This window comes from Dongia rigui, assembly GCF_034044635.1.
In the GTDB taxonomy this organism is placed as follows: domain Bacteria; phylum Pseudomonadota; class Alphaproteobacteria; order Dongiales; family Dongiaceae; genus Dongia; species Dongia rigui.
Map to the genome: position 1 here is coordinate 78,129 of NZ_JAXCLX010000005.1, position 21,606 is coordinate 99,734.

13 protein-coding genes and 1 tRNA gene are annotated in these 21,606 nt (G+C 62.6%); 4 read left to right on the plus strand and 10 right to left on the minus strand.

Translation table 11 applies throughout. The features are described from left to right. Window positions 1-48: 48 nt before the first annotated feature. From SMD31_RS21300 to SMD31_RS21315, 4 genes are all read right to left on the minus strand, one after another. Entirely contained in the window at window positions 49-2,550 is a 2,502-nt protein-coding gene (locus tag SMD31_RS21300; protein WP_320502959.1) for a methyl-accepting chemotaxis protein, read from the minus strand. A gap of 344 nt (window positions 2,551-2,894) precedes the next feature. Beyond that, a complete protein-coding gene (locus SMD31_RS21305) occupies window positions 2,895-4,970 on the minus strand; it encodes a 2Fe-2S iron-sulfur cluster-binding protein (protein WP_320502960.1) in 2,076 nt (691 codons plus the stop codon). A 43-nt stretch (window positions 4,971-5,013) separates the two neighbouring features. Continuing rightward, window positions 5,014-5,625, minus strand: coding sequence for a glutathione S-transferase family protein (locus tag SMD31_RS21310; RefSeq protein WP_320502961.1), 612 nt, complete (start codon window positions 5,623-5,625; stop codon window positions 5,014-5,016). A 37-nt stretch (window positions 5,626-5,662) separates the two neighbouring features. Then, on the minus strand, window positions 5,663-6,214 hold the full coding sequence (locus SMD31_RS21315) for a carboxymuconolactone decarboxylase family protein (protein WP_320502962.1): 552 nt from the start codon (window positions 6,212-6,214) through the stop codon (window positions 5,663-5,665). A 145-nt stretch (window positions 6,215-6,359) separates the two neighbouring features. On the opposite strand from SMD31_RS21315, the gene SMD31_RS21320 reads away from it, so the two are divergent. Continuing rightward, window positions 6,360-7,253: a LysR family transcriptional regulator gene (locus SMD31_RS21320; protein ID WP_320502963.1), complete on the plus strand. Its 894-nt coding sequence runs from the start codon at window positions 6,360-6,362 to the stop codon at window positions 7,251-7,253. A gap of 234 nt (window positions 7,254-7,487) precedes the next feature. Beyond that, window positions 7,488-12,293: a cadherin domain-containing protein gene (locus SMD31_RS21325; RefSeq protein ID WP_320502964.1), complete on the plus strand. Its 4,806-nt coding sequence runs from the start codon at window positions 7,488-7,490 to the stop codon at window positions 12,291-12,293. A 77-nt stretch (window positions 12,294-12,370) separates the two neighbouring features. Here the strand turns inward: SMD31_RS21325 and SMD31_RS21330 are convergent. After that, window positions 12,371-12,456, minus strand: a tRNA-Leu gene (locus SMD31_RS21330). Between the two features lie 531 nt (window positions 12,457-12,987). On the opposite strand from SMD31_RS21330, the gene SMD31_RS21335 reads away from it, so the two are divergent. Beyond that, window positions 12,988-14,118: a DUF2336 domain-containing protein gene (locus SMD31_RS21335; RefSeq protein ID WP_320502965.1), complete on the plus strand. Its 1,131-nt coding sequence runs from the start codon at window positions 12,988-12,990 to the stop codon at window positions 14,116-14,118. Window positions 14,119-14,262: 144 nt separating this feature from the next. Continuing rightward, complete coding sequence (locus tag SMD31_RS21340; protein WP_320502966.1) at window positions 14,263-16,335, plus strand: transglycosylase domain-containing protein; 2,073 nt, start codon at window positions 14,263-14,265, stop codon at window positions 16,333-16,335. A gap of 9 nt (window positions 16,336-16,344) precedes the next feature. Here SMD31_RS21340 and SMD31_RS21345 read toward each other — a convergent pair whose 3' ends face one another. From SMD31_RS21345 to lspA, 5 genes are all read right to left on the minus strand, one after another. Next, the gene (locus SMD31_RS21345) at window positions 16,345-17,541 is read right to left on the minus strand and encodes a multidrug effflux MFS transporter (protein ID WP_320502967.1); all 1,197 of its coding nucleotides are present in this window, start codon (window positions 17,539-17,541) and stop codon (window positions 16,345-16,347) included. Between the two features lie 138 nt (window positions 17,542-17,679). Beyond that, window positions 17,680-19,011: a M16 family metallopeptidase gene (locus SMD31_RS21350; RefSeq protein WP_320502968.1), complete on the minus strand. Its 1,332-nt coding sequence runs from the start codon at window positions 19,009-19,011 to the stop codon at window positions 17,680-17,682. After that, window positions 19,008-20,441, minus strand: a complete 1,434-nt coding sequence (locus tag SMD31_RS21355) for a M16 family metallopeptidase (protein ID WP_320502969.1) — start codon at window positions 20,439-20,441, stop codon at window positions 19,008-19,010. The genes SMD31_RS21350 and SMD31_RS21355 overlap by 4 nt, the downstream gene beginning before the upstream one ends. A gap of 19 nt (window positions 20,442-20,460) precedes the next feature. Continuing rightward, window positions 20,461-21,057 (minus strand): DUF3035 domain-containing protein, encoded by a 597-nt coding sequence (locus SMD31_RS21360; protein ID WP_320502970.1) that lies wholly within the window; start codon window positions 21,055-21,057, stop codon window positions 20,461-20,463. Window positions 21,058-21,060: 3 nt separating this feature from the next. Further along, window positions 21,061-21,579, minus strand: a complete 519-nt coding sequence (gene lspA, locus SMD31_RS21365; protein WP_320502971.1) for a signal peptidase II — start codon at window positions 21,577-21,579, stop codon at window positions 21,061-21,063. Window positions 21,580-21,606: the final 27 nt, after the last annotated feature.

Here is a 21,606-nt window from a genome sequence, read left to right on the forward strand (position 1 = left end):
TGCAGGCATCCTGGCGCATAAGCGCATCTTTGCGGGGAATGCCGCGGTTCAGGTTGCTTTCAGCGCCCCTTTCCGGCGCAGGCGCTCCAGCAGGGCCGGCAAGGTGGTACGCGATGCTGCGGCGCGCTCGAAGGTGCCGCGCAACATCGTGCCGGTGCTGGCGATCACCTGCACTTCCAGTGGCGCATCGACGTCCTGGATTTCCAGGCGCACATGTGGCGGCTTGCCCATATCCTCCTTCAGCTCGAAGGCGGCACCGCCGCGCGAGATATTGAGGATCGATGCCTCGATCCACTTGTCGCCCACCATGGCCCGGCCCGGGATCGGGTGTTGCAGCCGGTCATCGGCGCCGCGGTCGACTTCGGTCGTCACCGTGCGGATCGAGTGCACCACGGCGTTCTGCAGCGCATGCACCACCTGCTGGATACGGCCGGAAAGATCGCTCACCTCAAGCGCCCGCTTCTGCGCGTCCTCGGCCTTATCGGAGACTTCCTTCATCTGCTCGGTGACGGTGCCGGTCGAGGTCGCTGTTTCTGCGATATTGCGCGAGATCTCGGCGGTGGCCGCCGCCTGTTCCTCGATTGCCGTGGCGATGCTGGCGGCAAAGCCGTCGACTTGGCGGATCTGATCGCCGATGCCGCGCACCGCTTCGGCCGCGGAATCGGTTGCCTGCAGAACGCGCGCCACGGTGCGGCCGATCTCCTCCGTGCTGCGCGAGGTCTGTGCCGCCAGGTTCTTCACCTCATTCGCCACGACGGCAAAGCCCTTGCCGGCTTCACCAGCCCGCGCCGCCTCGATGGTAGCGTTCAATGCCAGCAGGTTGGTCTGGTTGGCAACGTCCTGGATGATGCTCGCAAATTGCGAAATCTGTTGCACGACGGTGGTCAGTTCGCCGATCGCGGCGGTGGCCTTCTCCGTCGTCTCGACGGCGGTGCGGCTCACGGCGGTGGTTTGCGTCACTTGGCCGCTGATCTCGCGGATCGAGGCGGAGAGTTCCTCGGCCGAAGCGGCGACCAGCTGCGCATTCCCCAGCGCCTGCTGCGAGGCCCCGGACACCGAATGCGACCGGTCTGTGACCGCCAGCGCCGCATCACGCAACACGCCGGCGCCCTGCGTCATCTCACCCACCAGATCGGCCACCGAACGCACGGCGGTACCGGTCTCGCTTTCCACCTTGTTGGCCATGTCGCTCATGGCGACTGTGCGATCGCGATTGGCTCGGACCGAGAATTCCTCGCGCTCCAGATCGGCGAAATGAACCTTGAGGGTAAAGGTCTTGACCGCCTTCGCCATCATGCCGATCTCGTCCTTGCGGTCGATACCGGGAATGACGTCGACCTTCTGCCCGGACGCCGCGCGATCGGTGCTGCGCGCAATCTGTCCGATCACCCGCGCCACATGCCCGACGGCGAGGATGGCCAGGATAAGAGCGAAGACCGCGACCACGATCGGCACCATCGACAGCTTGAAGATCAGCTCAACCAGGTCGGTGCCGCTGACAAGGGCCTTGCCGGCATCGTCGCGCTCGGTGTCGATATAGGTGGTGGTGAGCAGCGACAGCTTGTCGAGGTCGCCGGTGATCTTCTCTGCCGTCGCATCAAAATCACCCATGATCTTGTTGCCGCCAGCCGGACCCTCGGCGATGAAGGCCTGTGCCATGGTGACGCCCATATCGTAATAGGGGCCGCTTGCCGCCAGCACATCGTCGAGCGCCTGGACGATTTCCGTCTGGTTCAGATCGGTGGCGATCTCCTTGGCGCGGGCGACGTCCTTGCCCAGTGCCTCCTTGAAGGCTGCCGCTGTATCAAAGCCGTCGTTGAGCCCATCCTTGCCCTGCGTCGCCGAAATGTCCGTCAGCCATTGCTGGATCTGCACCACATCGAAGCGGATGTCCTTCGTCGCCGCGAGCAGCGGAATGGCCTTGTCGACCAGATGCTGGCTCTCCGCTTTCGCACTCTGCATGGCATCGTCGATGCGGCTCAGCGCCCACAGGCCGCTGCCGATCATCAGCCCCACAGCCACAGCCAGCAGTGCTAGGGCCGAGAACACCTCGATGCGGAAATTCTGCATCTTCTGCCGCAGGCGATGCCACTTGCCGTCCTTGACGACCTGGCCGTCCTCGACGGTCAGGCCCTTGGCCGTACCTGCCTGGAACTGGGCATAGATTTTGCCGGCCGCCGCCACTTCCTCGCGCGTGGGCTTGGTGCGGATGGACAGGTAGCCGCTGATCTTGTCACCGTCATAGATCGGCGAGACATTGGCCCGCACCCAATAGAAATCACCAAGCTTGGTGCGGTTCTTCACCAATCCGGTCCAGCTGTCACCGCGCTTGCAGGCGCGCCACAGATCGGCAAAGGCGCCCTTGGGCATATGCGGATGGCGCACGATGTTATGCGGCTGGCCCATCAACTCGGCTTCCTCGAAGCCGCTGATATCGATGAAGGCCTGGTTGACGAAAGTGATCCGCCCACCCGCATCGGTTTTCGACACGATCGGACGATCGGCATCCAGCAGGATCTCGCGATCGGTGATGGGCTCATTCAAACGCATGTCACTCTCCTCGTCGGCAGGACCTCGTGTAGGACCCGCTCGAACTTTTCAACAATGAGTTCAATGTGCAGAGAAGTGGCGAAAAAACTGTTAAAAGCTTGCCGCCGCGGAACGCGGAAGATGGTGCCACCGATACGCGCGCCCCTCCATCGGGGAACGATATGCGTTCCTAGCGAATGCAGGTTCGCCACCTGGTTTTCGTCTCAATTGACGGCTGATCAAGGTTGCGATTCCTACACGCGCCGATGGAGGGCGCGGCGAGAGGACCGGTCCTGCTCCAAGACCTTTTCGGAGAAAAAGGCGGGTGGGATCACTCCCCCCGCCCGTCCCCTTTGGCATCGAGGTTAGAGGTCGAGGAGCAGCCGCGTCGTCCCTTCCGCCGGCACCGCGCAGCAGACGAGCGCCTCGTCCTTGGTGATCTCCGCGCTGGGTGCGGTGTGATAGGTGACCGCCCCTTCGATGATCTTGGTACGGCAGCTGCCGCAAGTGCCCGATCGGCAGCTGAAGGGCGGCGTGAGGCCGCGCGATTCAGCGAGTTCCAGCAGCGTGCCGCTGGCCGGTGTCCAGCGCGCTTCCTTGGCCGAGGTTGCAAAAGCCACCGGCACGGCTTCCGTCGACGGCGCGCCGAGCACGATGGCAGGCGTGCCGACATCGGCGACGCGCGTCAGCGATGCGGGGCCGAAGGCTTCGGCATGGATGCGCGTGTTCGAAATGTTGAGATCGCGCAGCCCGTCATAGACCGCCTGCATGAACGGCCCCGGGCCGCACAGATAGAAATCATAGTCACCGAAGGGCAGGGTGGCGCTCAGCAGCGCCATGTCGATGCGCCCGGCCACGTCGTAATCCTCCTCGGCGCGCGCATCGCCGGGTTCGCTCAGCACCCGCACCAAGCGGACCAGGCCCTGGCCTTGTGCCAGCAACGCGGCAATCTCGCCGTCGAAGGCACGGTCTTCCTTATTGCGGGCGGCGTAGAACAGCCAGGTGGGGCGAATGCGGCGCTTGCGCCAGCCTTCAAAGACGATGTGGCGCAGCATGGCGAGCATCGGCGTGATGCCAATGCCGGCCGCCATCAACACGGCGGGACGGCGCTCCAAGGCATCAATCGTAAAATTTCCGGCGGGCGCCCGTACCTCCAGCGTGTCGCCGGCCTGCAGCCCATGAAGATGCGTCGACACCTTCCCCAGCCGCTTGACACTGATGCGATAGACACCGTCCGAGGGGGCGGCCGACAGGGTGTAGGTGCGGATGACCGGCTGCTCCGAGTCCGGCAGGGTGACGCGGATCGGCAGATGCTGCCCCGCCTCATGCGCGATGAGGCCGAAGCCATCCAACGGCTCCAGATAGAACGACCGCACGCTGGAACTTTCCGCCTTGATCTCGGCGATGCGGAACGGCCGCCATTGCTTGGCCAGTTCCTGCGCCTTCAGCCGGGCCGCCATCTCGGCCCAATCGCCGGTCATCAGCGAATTGGGCGAGGCGCCTTGGGCCTCATCGGCCCACCGCAACGGCAGACCCGCCGGGCGATAGATGATGCGGGTGGGCGTGAAACGCCAGAAACGCTCGGCACCCTGGAAGGCCGCAATCTCCGGTCCAGCCAGCACCACTTCCGGGACACCGGCAATCTGCAACATGTCGCCGGTCGCAAAATCGACGAAGACCAAGCCGGCCCGCGGATTGACGCTGAAATTCCCCAGCGTGTTGAAAAACAAATTGCCGGCGAAATCCGGCACGGTGAGCACGCCGGTATCGCTCAAATGCACGAAGCCGGGCTTGCCGCCGCGATGCGACACATCCACCTGCCGCCCGCCCTCCGCCAATTCGACATAGGAGGCGACGAAGAACGTGTCGGCCTGTGTGATCATCTCCTTGGCGCGTGCGTTGAGGCCGTCCAGGTGCTGCACCGTCTCGACCGGCTGGAAACGATCCGCGGGGCGCGTGAACTCGAACCGGCGCAACTGGATATATTGCGGGCAATTGCCATAGCTCTGCCCGACCTTGACGGTGAAATGGGCTTCGTCCTGGCGCCGGATGGTGCCGTTCATCCGGTTGCGCCGCCGCGTGTGCAATTCGATGCCGAGCAAGCCGACGGCAGCGCCGTCTTCAAAGCCGGCATCCGCCGGATCGCCCGGATCCCGCGCCAGATTGACGGCGAGACTCTTCGGATCCGGCGATTGCATGAAGCCCGGTGCATTCGCCCGCAACGTTGCCCAGACATCGCCCTGGGCATCGACCGACCCCAGGACGATGAAAGGCAGTTGCGCAAAGAAGTCGCGATGCTGGTCCGGCATATAGTCGCGGATGACCCGCCGACCCACATCCGCCATGCGTTCGGCAACACCGGCGCTGCGCTGCAGGGCGACCTCGCCGTCATGCCAAGGCGAGACCGATGGTGATGCAGTGAGGATCTGGGTGGTGGTCATCTGCCGACTTCCTTCAACTGGAGTAAGATTGACGTCGTCCTGCTCAGGCCGCGAGGCCGACGGGCGTTTTCTGGAAGCCGACGAAGCCGGGCAGGGCTTCGATCCGCTGCAGCCAGGCGCGCACATTGGCATAGGCCGAGAGATCGACATTTCCTTCCGGTGCGCTGGCGATGTAGCTGTAGAGCGCCACATCGGCGATGGTCGGATGGGCAGCGGCGATGAAGTTCTGCTGTTCCAGCGCGGTGTCGATCTGCTTCAACACATTGTGGGCGCGGGTCAGCACTTCCTCGGGGCGGAAGTTGGCCTTGAAGACGGTGATGAGGCGCGCCGCCGCCGGGCCATAGGCGATCTCGCCGGCAGCCACCGACAGCCATTTCTGCACCTTGGCAGCGGCCAGCGGCTCTTCCGGCAGCCAGTCGCTGCGCTTCAGTTTCTTGGCGAGATAGACCAGGATGGCAACGGAATCGGTGACGATCGTGCCGTCGTCATCCAGCACCGGCACCTGGCCAAAGGGGTTAATCTTCAGGAACTCCGGCGCCTTATGCGCACCCTTGGCAAGATCGACCAGCACCATGTCGTGCTGGACGCCCAGCAGCGACAGGAACAGGTGAGCGCGGTGGGAATGGCCGGACAGGGGATGATGATAGAGCTTCATGATAGGAGTCTCCTTGAATGAAGGGGGAAGGGGAAAATCAGGCGGCGTTGCGCAAGGTGACGCGCGGGAAGTCGATATCGGTCTTGAAGACTTCGTTCACGTAATTGGTCCAGGTGTTGAGGGCCACGTGCTGCACGATCTCCAGCAACTGGCCGTCGTCGTAACCGGCAGCCTTCACCGCGGCGATGTCGGCTTCACTGACCTGGCCGCGCGCCCGGGTCACAAGTGCCGCGAATTGGACGGCGGCATCGGCCTTCAAATCATTCGAGCGGCCGCTGCGGTTGGCGGTGATTTCCGCATCATCGAGCTTGGCAAGGTTCTTGCCCGTATAGGTGTGGGCCGAAAGACAGTACGCGCAACCATTGATCTCGGCGACGGCCAGCGCAATGCGCTCGCGGGTCTGCGGCGGCAGAGCGCCATGACCGAGGGCATCGGCAAGGCCGAGGTGACCCTTGAGGGCCGCCGGGCTGTTGCTGATCAGCTTGAAGATGTTCGGCACCATGCCGAACTTCTTCTTGATGGTCTCCAGCAGGGGCCGGGCGGCTTCCGGGGCGTCTTCGATGGTGGCGGGGGTCGGGATGCGTGACATGGGGCTCTCCTGTTTTTCCGATGTGGCGGGGGAGGGGTTCCGGCGCCTCATCTGTCTCAAAGCTATGTCCTCCCGAAAAATTGCGGTAGAATGTGATTTCGGGAGTTATCCTCTCAGATTTTGAGAGGATATAGAGGAGCAAGGCATGGACCGGTTGGAAGCGATGGCGCTCCTCGTCACGGTGACGGAGACCGGCAGTCTGTCGGCCGCCGCCCGGCGATTGGGGGCACCGCTCGCCACGGTCAGCCGCAAGGTGGCCGACCTCGAAGCGCATCTCAACGCGCGCCTCCTTACCCGCACCAACCGTCAGGTGCAGCTCACCGAAGCCGGCCGCGCCTATCTCGCGGCTGCCAAGGAGATCCTGGGCCGCGTCGAGGAGGCCGAGCGCATGGCCTCCGGCGAATATGTGACGCCCAAGGGCGAACTCACGGTGACGGCGCCGCTCGTCTTCGGGCGGCTGCACATCCTCCCCGTTGTCACCGATTTCCTGCAGGTCTTCCCCGACATCACCTTGCGCCTGGTGCTGGGCGACCGCCTATCGAACCTCATTGAGGATCACATCGACGCCGCCTTGCGCATCGGCAATCTGCCGGACAGCAATCTGGTGGCAACGCGCCTCGGCTCGACGCGGCGCTCAGCCTATGCCAGCCCTGACTATCTCAAGCGCCGTGGGCTCCCGACGACGCTTGAAGAACTCATCCACCACGATTGCGTCAGCTTCGAGAACATCGTGCCGTCGAAATTCTGGATCTTCCACGACGGCAAGCAAGACATCTCCACCCCCGTCCGCACGCGCCTCAGCGTCACCACGGCCGAAGCCGCGATCGACGCCGCCGTCGCCGGCACAGGGATAACGCGCGTGCTCTCCTATCAAGCAGCGAAGGCCGTGGCCGCGGGCACGCTGGTCCCAGTCCTCGAAGCATTCGAACCACCCGCCTGGCCCATCCACTTCGTCCACGTCGCCCAAGGCGCCTTGCCCTTAAAGATGCGCGCCTTCCTCGATTTCGCGACGCCGAGAATCCGCGCCAAGTTGGCGTGAGCCGGCACTTCTTCGGCCTCGGCGGCGACGTAAAATCTCAATCAAATGCCTGGGCTTTTTCAGCCACAGCTACGTGCACAAAATACATCTTTGGAATGACAGAGCGGGGAAATTACGCGTTGAAGTAGAAATGGCGCTTGCCCGGGTTAGGAAAGAACAGACATAGTTTTAAGAAACCATGCCTAGCTCACGACAGACCTTCGCACTCAGCAGTCATCAAACGGGGAGACACCAATGACGAATCTCGCGCCGATTTCTCTGGTCGATAATGACGTGACCGCGAACAGTGTCGCGGAAAATGCATCGTCAGGCACAGTCGTCGGCGTGACCGCGCTCGCAAGCGATCCGGACATCGGGGACGCCCTGACTTACGTTCTGAGCGACGATGCCGGCGGTCGCTTCCAGATCGACGCATCGACAGGTGTTGTCACGGTCGCAAACGGTGCATTGCTGGATTACGAGGCGGCGACGAGCCACAGCATAACCGTTGTCGCAACTGACTCCGGTGGCCTCACCACAAGCGATACCTTCAGTATCTCGCTCACCAATATCAACGAAGCGCCAGCGACCATCACGGACGATAACGCTTCAGTGAATGCCGTGTCGGAGAACGCCGGCAATGGCACGGTCGTCGGTGTGACCGCTCTGGCAAGCGATCCGGATGCGGGGGACACGGTGGTTTATTCGCTGAGCGACGACGCTGGCGGGCGCTTTCAAATCGACCCCTTGACCGGCGTGGTAACAGTCGCAAATGGCTCGGCGCTGGACTTCGAGGCCGCAGCGAGCCACAGCGTCACGGTCGTCGCCACGGATGCAGGCGGATTGACGAAGAGCGAGACATTCAACATCACCATAACTGACGTCAATGAGGCGCCGGCATCGCTGATCGATAGTCAGTCGGCAACGAACAGCGTTGACGAAAATGCGGCAACCGGGACGACCGTCGGCATAACCGCTCTGGCAAGCGATCCGGACACCGGTGATACACTGACCTATTTTCTGAGCGATGACGCGGGCGGCCGCTTCCAGATTGATGCTACGACCGGCGCCGTGACGGTCGCCAACGGAACGCTGCTCGATCACGAATCTGCCGCAAGTCACAGCATTACGATCGTGGCGACGGATTCAGGCGGACTAACAAAGAGCGAGACATTTAGTATCGCCGTAACCAATGTCAATGAAACGCCCCTCTCGCTGGTCGATGCCAACGCCGCGCCGAATAGTGTCTCGGAAAATGCGGCGAGTGGCACCGTGGTGGGCATCACGGCTTTGGCGAGCGATCCGGATATCAGCGACACGCTGACCTACAGTTTGAGCGACAATGCCGGTGGGCGCTTCCAAATCAATGCGACGACGGGTGTCGTAACGGTCGCCAACGGCGCGCTGCTCAACTACGAGGCGGCCGGCAGCCACAGCATCACGGTCATCGCGACGGATTCAGGCGGCCTCACCCACAGCGAGACCTTCAATATTGCCGTCACTGACGTTAATGAGGCGCCTGCGTCATTGAGCGACAGCAATCCAGCGGCAAACAGCGTTGCCGAAAACTCGGTGACGGGGACGGTTGTCGGCATCACCGCGCTGGCAAGCGATCCAGATGCCGGTGACAGCGTCACCTACAGCCTCAGCAACAGCGCCGGCGGCCGCTTCCAGATCGACGCGAATACCGGCGTGGTCACCGTCGCGAATGGCGCTTTGCTGAACTATGAAGCCGCCACCAGCTACAACATTACGATCGTCGCGACAGATACGGGCGGGCTGACCAGGAGTCAGACCGTGGCGGTCGGCGTTACCAACGTCAATGAAGCGCCGGTATCCATCATTGATGCCCATAGCAGTCTGAACCATGTAGAGGAATACGCTGAAACTGGAACTATTGTAGGCGTGACGGCGCTGGCGAGCGACCCTGATGCGGGAGATACGCTGAGCTACAGCCTGAGTGACGATGCGGGTGGGCGGTTCCAGATCGATTCCGTCACCGGTGTCGTTACCGTTGCTGACGGCACATTGTTAGACTATCGCGTCAATACGACCCACAGCATAACGGTCGTAGCGACAGATGCTGGCGGATTGAGTAAGAGCCAGTCATTCACAATTGATTTGTTGCCGATGAACAACAAGGTGACGGTGGCGAACGGCGTCCTGAACCCGACAGCGGTAACAAATTCTGCGCAGGGTCTTACTTCGACTATCGTTACTCTGACTACCGAAAATCAGTTGGTAGTGTGGTCGACGCCAACTTCGCTTCTTAAGGGACGTTTTCTCAATCCTGTTGGGCAACCGGAGGGGGGCGAGTTCGACCTGGGATCATCTCCAGGCAATGCCGTCGCTGTGGCAGCTCTATCAGATGGACAGTTTGTCATCGCGCGACAGAGTGGTAGTGGCCTTTCCGTCCAGCGTTACGATGCAGCTGGCGGCGCTCTCGGGACGCCCTGGACACAAACAAATGGCAATCCGCCGTCGATTACTACGCTCGCAGATGGCAGCTATGTCGTGACATGGCATGCAACTGGAATAGATTTGAATGGATATGGAGTTGCGGGTCAGCGCTTTGCTGCAAATGGATCGACAATCGGATCCATTTTTCAGATCAATACGGTCACGAGCGATCATCAATTCCAACCGGATATCGCAGCTCTTTCAGGCGGCGGTTTCGCCATTGCCTGGACTGACAATTCAACAGGGCAAAATGAGATCCGAGGGCGGATTTACAGCGCGTCTGGGTTACCCTTGAGCGGCGCTGATTTTCTGGTCAATTCAGGGCGGAGCGATTCACAAACCTTCCCGTCAGTCGCCGGCCTAATTGATGGTGGTCTGATCGTCGTCTGGGTGTCGGACAATGGACAAGATGGCGATCAAAGGGGCGTCTATGCTCGACGTTACAATTCAGCGGGCGTGGCGGTTGGCGGTGAATTCCTTGTCAATTCGATAACTGCCGGCAGCCAAGATCAATCGCAGGTCGTTGCGCTGACCGATGGGGGGTTTGTCGTTACTTGGCGCAGCGAAAATGCCATCATGGCACGGCGCTATAGTTCCGGTGGCGCGGCTATTGGCGCCGAGTTCGAAGTCACTTCATTTGGTTCTAACCCAACTATTACCGCACTTGCCAATGGCGGGTTCTCGATCAGCTACAAAGGGTCTCTTGATGTTCTCGTCCGGCAGTATGGACCGGTGACGACTGACTACAGCGGCAGGAGCGGATTGGTCGGCGGCGCCGGTGACGATGTGCTTGAAGGAAAAGCCGGCAACGACATCCTAATTGGCGGCCTTGGAAACGATACGTTGAAGGGTGGGCCAGGCTACGATGTCGCCATCTTCTCGGGGCGAGCAATTGATTACAGCATATCCAATCTCGGAAATGGCCATATCCGTGTTACCGATCTTCGAACACTCAACAATGAAGGTTCGGACATTCTGACAAGCATCGATGAAATTCGCTACCTTGGAGATCTGCCGGTGCTTTCGGCGGGAAGCGCGAACATAGTCACCAGCTCTCTAGCGGGTAGCTCATCCTCGATCACGACGCTATCTGACGGACGCCAGTTGGTGGTATGGGGGGCTTACAATTCTCAGCTGCGGGGGCGCTTTCTAAACGCGGCCGGGCAAGGACTTGGTTCCGAATTTGGCCTCGGCGGGGTAGCAAAATTGCCGGTGACCGTCGCGGCGTTGCCGGATGGCGGGTTTCTTATCGTGCGGGAAACTGGGGGAGCTATCTCTGTTCAGAGATATGATTCCGCTGGCCTGACGAGCGGTTCTGCATGGTCCCGTTTGAATGGTAACTTGCCATCGATTGCCGTCCTTTCTGATGGAAGTTACGTTGCCACTTGGCACGCGACTGGGATTGATGTGAGTGGCTATGCGATCGGCGGTCAGCGCTTTGCCGCCGATGGCGCGCCGATTGGCGATATGTTTCGAATAAATACAGCCTCGATCGACCATCAATTTCAGTCGCATGTCGTAGCCTTGGCGAATGGCGGCTTTATGGTGGTGTGGACTGATGTATCTGCGGGGCAGACCGATGTGCGAGGGCAACCCTTCGACACATTGGGAAAGCAACTGGGTGGTGGCGATTTTATAATCAACTCGGGTCGAACGGACGCCCAGGAACGTTCATCGATTGCGGCTCTCTCCGATGGTGGCTTCATTGCGGTGTGGGAATCGAGCCCCGGACAAGACGGCGATGGGGTCGGAGTTTATGGTCGGCGTTTTACCTCGCAAGGGGTGGCTGTTGGATCGGAGTTCATGGTCAATACCGTGGCTTCGAACAGTCAATCTAGACCGCAGGTCGCCGGCCTCGCTGATGGTGGTTATGTGGTGGTGTGGAACAGTGGCACAGGTTCTTCATCTGGGCAGAGGTACGATGCCACTGGTGCTAAGTTAGGTGCTGAATTTCAAATCGCGGCAATCGCTGATGATCCATTCGTAACGGCACTGCCCGGCGGTGGTTTTACAGTGACCTATCGAAGCAGCAGTGTCGAAATCTCATCCATCACGTACAGTGACGGCCAGACTCTCGCCGGCGACGACGCGGGCAATAACCTTGTGGGCTCGGCGGCTAATCAATATCTCTCCGGCGCCGGCGGCAACGACACGCTCGACGGTGCCGGCGGCAACGACATCCTCATCGGCGGTGCTGGCAACGACACGCTGATCGGCGGCGCGGGGGCGGATGAGTTCCGCTTCGGGCGTGGCGGCGAGGCCGATACGATCGATGCCCACGATACCGATGGTGGTGCCGACAAGCTGGCCATTCTTACCGGCGTCAGCGCCGACCAGCTGTGGTTTACGCAATCGGGCAACGATCTCATCGTCTCGATGATCGGCACCAATGACAGGGCGACGATCCAGGGCTGGTATTCCAGCGCCGACAACAAGCTCGATCGGATCCAGTTGGCCGACGGGCGATATGCCAGCGCCAGCGATGTCGAACAGCTTCGGTCGGCGATGGCGGCGTTCAGCCCGCCGCCCCTGGGTCAGCTCAATCTGGATCCGACCACCAAGCAGAGCCTGCAACCGACTCTCGCCGCTGCCTGGCACTGACACGTGCGGACCAACGCCCGGCCTGCGGCACTAGCCGCGGGCCGGCGCCGCGCGAATCGAGCAAAAAATGAGAAAGATGGTGCCCCTGGCCGGACTCGAACCAGCACTCCTTTTGGGAACCTGATTTTGAGTCAGGCGCGTCTACCAATTTCGCCACAGAGGCATCTGTGAAGGCCGGACCCACGGGGTGGGCGGCGCGGGCGGCATATTAGCCAAAGACGTCGGCTTGGCAAGCACTCGCCTTGCGGTGATGCGCTGGGCGTTGGGGGCGCCGGGCGGGGGGAACCTCTGGACTGGCAAGGCATTTGCTTCAGTCCGGGAGAGGCAACGGCGCCCCATTTTGGCACGCCGAGATCACGGTTTGGCCACAGCGCTTTTACGCTAAATTAACTACTTTTTTCACTGTATTTGAGGCAACAAATCCTCACACTATATTGCTGAATTTGCGTGATTTATCCGTGATAACCGGGTTTTTCACGCGATCGCTGCTGGACGTCGCTATGAGGCAAAAACTATTGTTTGAGCGGGTGCAGCGCCGTCTGCCGCGAGTCTCCATCTGGGGAGCGAGGCAGTCACGCGGGGCACCTTCCGGTCACAGCCGGAAGAAATTGTAAACACCGGACGGCGACGCATTTCGCCGTGAGATTGGAAGGGACGAAGTGTGGCAAGGTTGACCCAAGCCGATGTAACTCGCTTGAGCGCAGACCCGACTCCGGCCCGGCGCGCCGCCACCATGCTGGCGGTCGCCAATGTCTATCAGGCGGGGGAACTGTCCGCCGAGGAGCGGGAGATCGCCAATGCGATCATCAACGCCGTCCTGCCCGATGCCGAGCTGGAATACCGCCGGCGCCTCGCTGAAACCCTGAAAAACACCCCCGGCCTCGAGCGGTCGATCGCCCGGCGCCTCGCCGAGGATGTCATGGACGTGGCCCGGCCGATTCTGGCCGAGAGCCTCGCCTTGACCGATGAGGACCTGGTGGCGGTGATCGAGCATCGCGGCCTGGACCACGCCCGCGTCGTGGCGACGCGGCCGCAATTGTCGGCCGCCGTCTCGACCGCCCTCATCAAGACCGATGACGAGACCGTCGTGCTGCGTGTGGCCGCCAATGAGAACGCGGCCATTCCCACACCTGCCTATCACCGTCTGCTCGACCGCTTCGCCGACAACGCCAATGTGACCGATGCCGTGGCCCAGCGCCGGGCGTTGCCCGTGGCGGTCGCCGAGCGCATGACCACCATCGTCACGGGCCGCATCCTCGAGCGCCTCATTGACAAATATAACCTCGAGCCGGCGCGGGTTTCCGCGCTCATCGAGCATGGGCGCGAGAACATCCTCCTGACCTCCTTCGCGCCGGGCCAGCGCGCCGAGGAAATGCGGGCGCTCATCGACGCGCTGCATGAAAACGGCTTGCTCAGCTCGACCCTTGTTTTGCGTGCCTTCTGCCTCGGCAATTTCGCCTTCGTGCTGCCGGCTCTCGCTTTGCGGGCCGGTGTCCAGGTCAGCAATGTGCGGGCCCTCTTGGGCGACGAAGGCGGCCGCGGCCCCACGCAACTCTTCGAGCGCTGCAAGCTCGACGAAGCGCATCGCGAGCTGTTCCTGCAGCTCACCTTGCTCGGCCGCCACGAGCGCGTGCGCCGCTTCGGCTTCGCGCCGGAAGGCTGGCGCAACAATGTGCGCCCGGTCCTCGATGACGTCATTGGCGATGCCAATCCGGAACAGGCCTTCGAACAGCGCATCACCGAGGCGCTGCTCAAGGTCTCGGGCCGCGATCATCACGACAATGGCGAAGCAGGTGGCGGCATCGGCCGCCGCGCCTTGGGCTGATCGCCCAGCCGGCCTTCCAACGTCGGACGTTCCCTCACCGGAAAATGATCGCGGATCTGCCGTGATCATGCCGCAATTCGTCGCCATATGAGCGCCAAGAGGTAAGGGTCGCGGGGGTGCGCCGCGATCTGGTAAAAGGCGCTCATGACCAACGCTGATTCGCGCAAAACGCAGGAAAACCAAGGTAAACCGGCCCGCCGATGGCGCCGCCGGTTGGCCCTGTTTACGCTGAAATGGGGCGTTGTCGGCGCCATCTGGGCGGGCTTCGTCGGCCTTATCTTCATCGCCTGGTGCGCCTACGACCTGCCCGATGTCTCCAAGCTCAACGAGATCAAGCGCCGCGCCTCGGTGAGCCTGGTGGCGAGCGACGGCAGCCTCATCGCTTCTTACGGCGATCTCTATGGCAGCGCCGTGGCCTTGAAGGACCTGCCGGCCTATCTGCCCCAGGCGGTCATCGCCACCGAGGACCGCCGCTTCTACAGCCATTTCGGCCTCGACGTGAAAGGGCTGTTGCGCGCCTTCTATGTCAACTTCACCAGCGGGCGGCTGGTGCAGGGCGGCAGCTCCATCACGCAGCAGCTGGCCAAGAACATCTTCTTGACGCCCGAGCGCTCGATCCACCGCAAGGGCCAGGAAGTGCTGCTGGCCTTGTGGCTGGAGCAGAACTTCACCAAGGACCAGATCCTCGAGCTCTATTTGAACCGCGTCTACTTCGGCGCCGGCACCTATGGCGTCGATGCCGCGTCACGGAAATATTTCGGCCATCCGGCGACCGAGGCGAGCCTCTTTGAATCGGCCATGCTGGCCGGCATGCTGAAGGCGCCCTCGCGCTACAACCCCTTGAACGACAAGACGCTGGCGCGCGACCGCGCGACACTCGTTCTCCAGAACATGGTGGCGACCGAGTTCATCACGGCTGATGTGGCCGATGCCGCCGCCACCATGACGGCACCCTCGGTGAGTGGCGAGGCGCGCGGCCAGATCGGCCAGTTCTATGCCGATTGGGTGCTCGACCAGGTCTCGTCCTTCGTCGGCTTCTCCGACCAGGACCTGGTCGTCGAGACGACGCTGGATCCGCACCAGCAGCGCATCGCCGAAATCGACCTTGCCAAGACCATCGCCGAGATGGGCCCGAAGCAGAACGCCAGCCAGGCGGCCCTCGTCGCCATGACGCCGGAAGGTGCCGTGAAGGCCATGGTGGGCGGCGTCTCCTACCGCGAGAGCCAGTTCAACCGGGCGACACAAGCCCTGCGCCAGCCGGGTTCCGCCTTCAAGACCTTCGTCTTTCTGGCGGCCTTCGAAGCAGGCTTTGGCCCGGGGAGCCGCTTCAACGACGTGCCGATCCGCATCGGCAAATGGCAGCCCGGCAATTACAACGACAAGTTCTATGGCGAGGTGAATTTACGCGAAGCCTTCGCGCGCTCGCTCAATTCCGTGGCGGTGCAGCTCTCCGAACAAATCGGGCGCAAGAACGTGATTGCGGCGGCACAGCGCTTAGGGATAACCACGCCGATCGGCAACGATGCCTCGATCGCCCTCGGCACCTCGGAAACCACGCTCCTTGAGATGACGACGGCCTATGCAGTCTTCGCCAATCAGGGGCTGGGTGTCTGGCCCTATGCCATCAACCGCATCTCGACCCGTGACGGCACCGTGCTCTATGAACGCGGTGGCTCGGGCCCGGGGCGTGTCGCCAGCGGCAATGCCGTGGCCAACATGCTCGACGTCATGGCGGCGGTGGTCGATTGGGGGACAGGCAAGAAGGCCAAACTTGCGGGCTGGCCGGTCTACGGCAAGACCGGCACCAGCCAGAACTTCCGCGATGCCTGGTTCGTCGGCTTGACGGCCGATCTCGTGACCGGCGTCTGGGTCGGCAACGACAATGGCGCCCCCATGGATAAGGTGACCGGCGGCTCGCTGCCCGTCGTCATCTGGCATGATTTCATGAGCACCGCCCTGGAAGGCCAGACGCCCCGCGACGTGCCGCGCGGCGGCGGCGCGTTGGTCGCCAGTGCCGGCGCACCCACCGACCTGGTGCCGGAGATTGCCCAACCGGCAACGCCGCCCAAGGAAGAAGAATCCGGCATCGGCGCGCTCCTCAACACCATCCTGGGCAACGACACCGACAAGGCCGCGGGGACAAAGACCGCACCGGCCGCGCCACAGAAAGAAAAGAAGCCCTTCTACCAGCAGCGCGAAGATCAGGGCCGCGACTGACCTGGGGGATTAGCTTTTCAAGGCTGGGCGGATGACCCAGCAATGGCAGGCCATCTGCGCCACCGCCATCGCTGCGATCATCAGGGTCATCGGCAGCGGCGAAGGCGAACCGATGACGCCGAGAATGGCACCCACACCGGCCGCAACGCCCATCTGCACAAAGCCGAGTAGCGCCGAAGCTGCCCCCGCCGAGCGCGGGAAGGGGCCGATGGCACCGGCTTGCGCCGCCGGCATCGTCATGCCGACCCCGATCATGTAGGGGAGCAATGGCGCCAGCACCGTCCAGACCGAGGCGGTGGCGACGAGATTGACCGCGACCAGGGCGATAGCGCTGAGCAACGCGATCAACGACCCCAGGCCCACCAATTGGGGCGGCGCCATGCGCTTCGACAATTTGCCGCCGCTGGTCGCCCCGATGATATAGCCGATGACGAAGACGCCGAAGCAGAAGCCGAAATATTTCGGCGGCACCCCCAGCACATTGATGAAGACGAAGCTGGAGCCGGAGATGAAGCAGAAGATGCCGCTATAACCGAAGGTCGCCGCCAGCACATAGCCGAAATATTCCCGGTGCCGGACGAGCGATCCATAGATGCGGAACCAGGACAGCGGGTTGGCCGCCGTCATGTCCCGCGTCTGGTTGGTCTCGCGCAAAATCCAGAAGACCGCGACGAGGCCCCCGGCGCCGTAAATGGTCAGCGCCACGAAGGTTGCGCGCCAGCCGAAGGCATCGGTAAGGAAACCGCCGACGATGGGGGCGATGGCCGGCGCCAGCGCCACGGCGGCACTCAAATAGGAAAAGACCCGCGCCGCCCCTTGCGCGCCGACCAGGTCGCGCACCATGGCGCGCGAAATGACCGGCCCGGCACAGGCGCCCAGCGCCTGGACGAAGCGGCAGGCGACCAGCGCCCCGATGCTCTGCGACACGGCACAGCCAAGGCTTGCCAGCGTGAAGATGACAATGCCGCCGGCCAATACGGGCCGCCGGCCGAAGCGATCGGAGAGCGGTCCATAGACCAGAATGGCCGCAGCAAAGCCGATGAGATAAGCCGATAGCGTCGCCTGCGCGCCCGCCTCGTCGACGCCGAAATACCGCGCGATGAGCGGCAGCGCCGGCAGATAGAAATCCGTCGATAACGGCCCCAGCGCCACCAGGGCGGTGAGGGTGAACAGCGTCGTGCGGGTGATGGGGGTGGGTGCGGTCAAGTCTATCTCATATCATCTCGTCATCCCCGGGCTTGACCCGGGGATCCAGTCGATCAACCGCACCAGTGGATCCGCGGGTCCCCGCCGACGCATGTCGGCATGCGCCGACAGGGCCCGGGGATGACGGAAAAATATCCCTCACTGCACCGGCACAGCGCCTTCAAGCCCTTCCGGCTTGCCAGCGACCACGACGGTGAGCGCCTTGTCATTGAGCAGGGTCTTTGCCATGCGCTTCACGTCATCAAGCGTCACGGCTTCGATTTCGGTGCGCCGGCGCTCGATGTAATCGATGCCCAGGCCCTCCATCTGGATGCCCAGCAGCGTTTCAGCGGCCTTCGATGTGGTGGTGAGGTTGCGCGGGTAATAGCCCAGCAGATAGGTCCTTGCGTCGTCGAGCTCCGCCTGGGTCGGCCCCTTTTCCGCCATCCGCTGCCATTCGGCCCGCAACAGGTCCAGCGTCTCCTTCACCTTGGCATTGGGCGTCTCATAGCGCCCGCTTAAGAATCCCACATGATCCAGCGTCACCAGATCGGTGTTGACGCCGTAGGAAAGACCGCGCTTCTCGCGGATCTCGGTCATCAGGCGCGACGAGAATCCGCCGCCGCCCAGCACATAATTCATCAGATAGACGGCAAAGAAATCCTTGTCGGCGCGCTTGATGCCGGGCTGGGCGAAGATCACCGTCGCCTGCGGCACGTTGCGCGTCAGCACGGAGAGCGATCCCGCATCCGCGACTTTGGCTTCCGGCACATTGTCGGCAACGCCCTTCTCGGGCAGGCCGGCAAAGGCGCGGTCGACCAATTTCCCCAGATCTTCGGCATTGATGTCACCGGCGGCTGCCACGAAAAGATGGTCGCGCGTCAGGCGGTCCTTCATGAACTGCCTGAGGTCGTCGGGGGTCAGTGCCGACATGCTTTCCTTGGTGCCGTAATTCGAGCGGGCATAAGGGTGATCGCCCAGCAGCTTCTTCTCCAGGGCCCGGTAGGCGGCGGCATTGGGGTCGCGCTGCTCGCCGTCGATGGCGATGAGGAACTGCCGGCGCATGCGCTCGACCGGCTCGGCGTCGAAGCGCGGCTTGGTCAGCGCCAGAGCGAGGAGATCGACCGCGGCGTCCTTGTTGGCCGTCAGCGTGCGCAAGGAGCCGCTGAAACTGTCGGCACTGGCATCGAAGCCGTAATCGAGGCCGAGATCGGCAATCTTGCGCTGGAAGGTCGCCGAATCGATGTCGCCGGCGCCTTCGTCCATGAGGCCGGAGGCCAGCATGGCGACACCTTCCTTGCCCTTGGGGTCCATGGCAGTGCCGCCATCCCAGCCGAAGGAGAGTGAGATGACCGGCACGGTATGATCCTCGACCAGCCAGACCTCGATACCGGCCGGCGAGACGATTTTCTGGATCTCGGTGGCAGCCGCCAGACGCGGCAGCAGGCTGAGAACGGCGACGGCCAACGCCGTCCGGAGAAAATGCATCATTGCGCGGTATCCGAAGGGGGCGTTTCACTGGCAGGAGCGCCGTCGGCAGGGGCGGCGTCGTCACCGGACGCCTCCGGCAGCAAGGTGGACGTGACGCTGTTCTCGGGCGTCAGCACCGTCTTGGCTGCCGTCATGACATCCTCGACCGTGACGGCGTTGATACGGTCCGGCCAGGCCTGGATGTCGGCCATGCTTTCGCCGCCGGCCAGCGATTCCGCCACCAGCAAGGCCGGGCCGTTGAGGCTGTCGCGCGCCTTGGCCGCTTCCAGCAGCAAGCGGTTCTTGGCCGCCGCCAGCTCATCAGCCGTGATGCCGTCTTTCAGCAGCTTGGCGATTTCCGCATCGATCGCGGCCTCCGCCTTGCCAAGATCGGCCGGGTCGCGGGGGGACGCATAGAAGGTGAAGCTGCCATAGTCGCGGGCATCGCCGCTGAAGCTCGCCCCGGCGCCCAATGCCACATGTTGATCGATGACCAGCGCGCGATAGAGCCGCCCGACGGCACCGCCGCCCATCACTTCCGACAGCACGCTCAGCGCATAGGCGGTATTGTCGCCCTTGGTGAGGCCGGCCGTGCGATAGCTCTCGGTCATGTAGCGCCGCCAGACACTGGGATGCTCGACCTCGGGACTGCTGAGCGACAGGCGCCGCGCCGCTTCCGCCGGCGGCTCCATCAACCGATCGCGCGCCGGGATCTGACGCGCGGCGAGCTTCCCGAAATTCTTCTCGGCGAGCTTCTTCACCTCGGCTGGCGTCACATCACCGGCCACGATCAGGATCGCGTTGTTGGGCGCATACCAGCGCTTATAGAAGTCGACCGCGTCCTTGGTGGTATAGGTCTCCATCTCATGGCGCCAGCCGATGATCGGCAGGCCATAGGGGTGGTTCTGGAAGATGGCGGCGTTCATGGCTTCCGAAAGCCGGCTGCCCGGATCGCTCTCGACCGTCTGCCCGCGTTCGTTGAGGATGACGTCGCGCTCGGGCAGCACCACCTTGTCGTCGAGCTGCAGATTGACCATGCGGTCGGCCTCGGCCGCCATGAATTGCGGCAGGTGCTCGGCGGCGAATTCCTGGTGATAGGCCGTCATGTCCTGGTTGGTGAAGGCATTGTCTGTGCCGCCCACGCGGTCCACATCCTGGCTGAACTGCCCGGCCTTCAATTTCTTGGTCGCCTTGAACATCAGGTGTTCAAGGAAATGGGCGACACCGTTCTTGCCCTTCAGCCCGTCGGCGGCACCGACCTTATAGACCACGACCTGGAACACCACGGGGGCGAGGTGCTTGGGCAGCACCACAACCTCCATCCCGTTCTTCAGCGTAAAGGTCTCAGCCTCGAACAGATCGGCCTGCGCAGTGGCGATGAACAGGGGCGAAAAACTAAGGCCGGCGCATATCGCAGCCGGCCCCAGCAGAACTTTCTTCCAATTCGGCATCAATTTTCCAAGTCGGGTCCTAGAACAGACCTTCGAGGAGGCCCTTCTTTTTGCGCTCAATGATGGGTACGTCGCCGGTGGTGGGCGCGTTGCCGAGTGCGGCATTTTCCTGCAGGCGCTTCTGCTCCTCGTCCGGATTGACGACGGTGCCATAGGGTTCCGGCTTGCGCCAGAAGACGATGCTGTCGATCAGCTGTTTCGAATCCGCTTCGTCCTCATTGGTCTCGGCATCGACGACCTGGCGGATATTCGGATCGACACCCGTGATCCCGGCCGATTGCAGCAACGAGGCCTCGCCGGCCGACTGGGCCGAGGACGCCTCGCCGACGCCGATTTCCGGCAGCTTCGACGGCGTGCCACCGGCGCCCGGATAGCCAAAGACCACCTGCTGCGCCTGGTCGCGCGCGGTGCCTTCCTGCGGCCGGGGCGAACCCGGTGCGGGTGGGCGCAGGTTGTAATCCGGCGGCATGGACAAGGGTGCGTTGGAGACGACCTGGAACTCGTCCGGCGAGCGCTTGGTCAGGCCCAGCGCTTCCTTGGTGCTGTTGGAACAGCCGCCGGCCAGCGCCGGCAATGCCAGCAGGCCAAGGGCGGTGAGGATGTGTTTCGCGCGCATGGTCTAGGGAGCCTCCGATCCGGCGCTATTTTTACCCTTATCCGACGATTGAAACAAGGCGTCGAACAAGAGGAGAACGACACCCACCGTAATGGCGGAATCAGCGAGGTTGAAGGCCGGCCAATGCCAGTCGCCCACAAAGAAATCGATGAAATCGAACACCGCCCCGAATCGCAGGCGGTCGATCACATTCCCCAGCGCCCCGCCGATGATGAGGCCGACCGCATAGCCGGGCAGGCGTGCGTTAAGCCGCATCAGCCAGATGACCAGGCCGATGCTCACCACAATTGCGAGGCCCGAGAGCAGCCACGGCCCGGTATCGCGCAGCATGCTGAACGAGACGCCGGTATTCCAGGCCATCACCAGATTGATGCCCGTTTGGCCCAGCGGAATCACCGGAATGACCCGCGGCGGGTTCATGATTTCGACCATGACCAGCCATTTGGTGAACTGGTCGGCGACGATGATGAGCCCGGCCAGGATGATGGCGTGGCGAAAGAGGGCTGCGGACGCGATGCGCATGGCTCAGGCTCCCTTCCGATCGCGAAC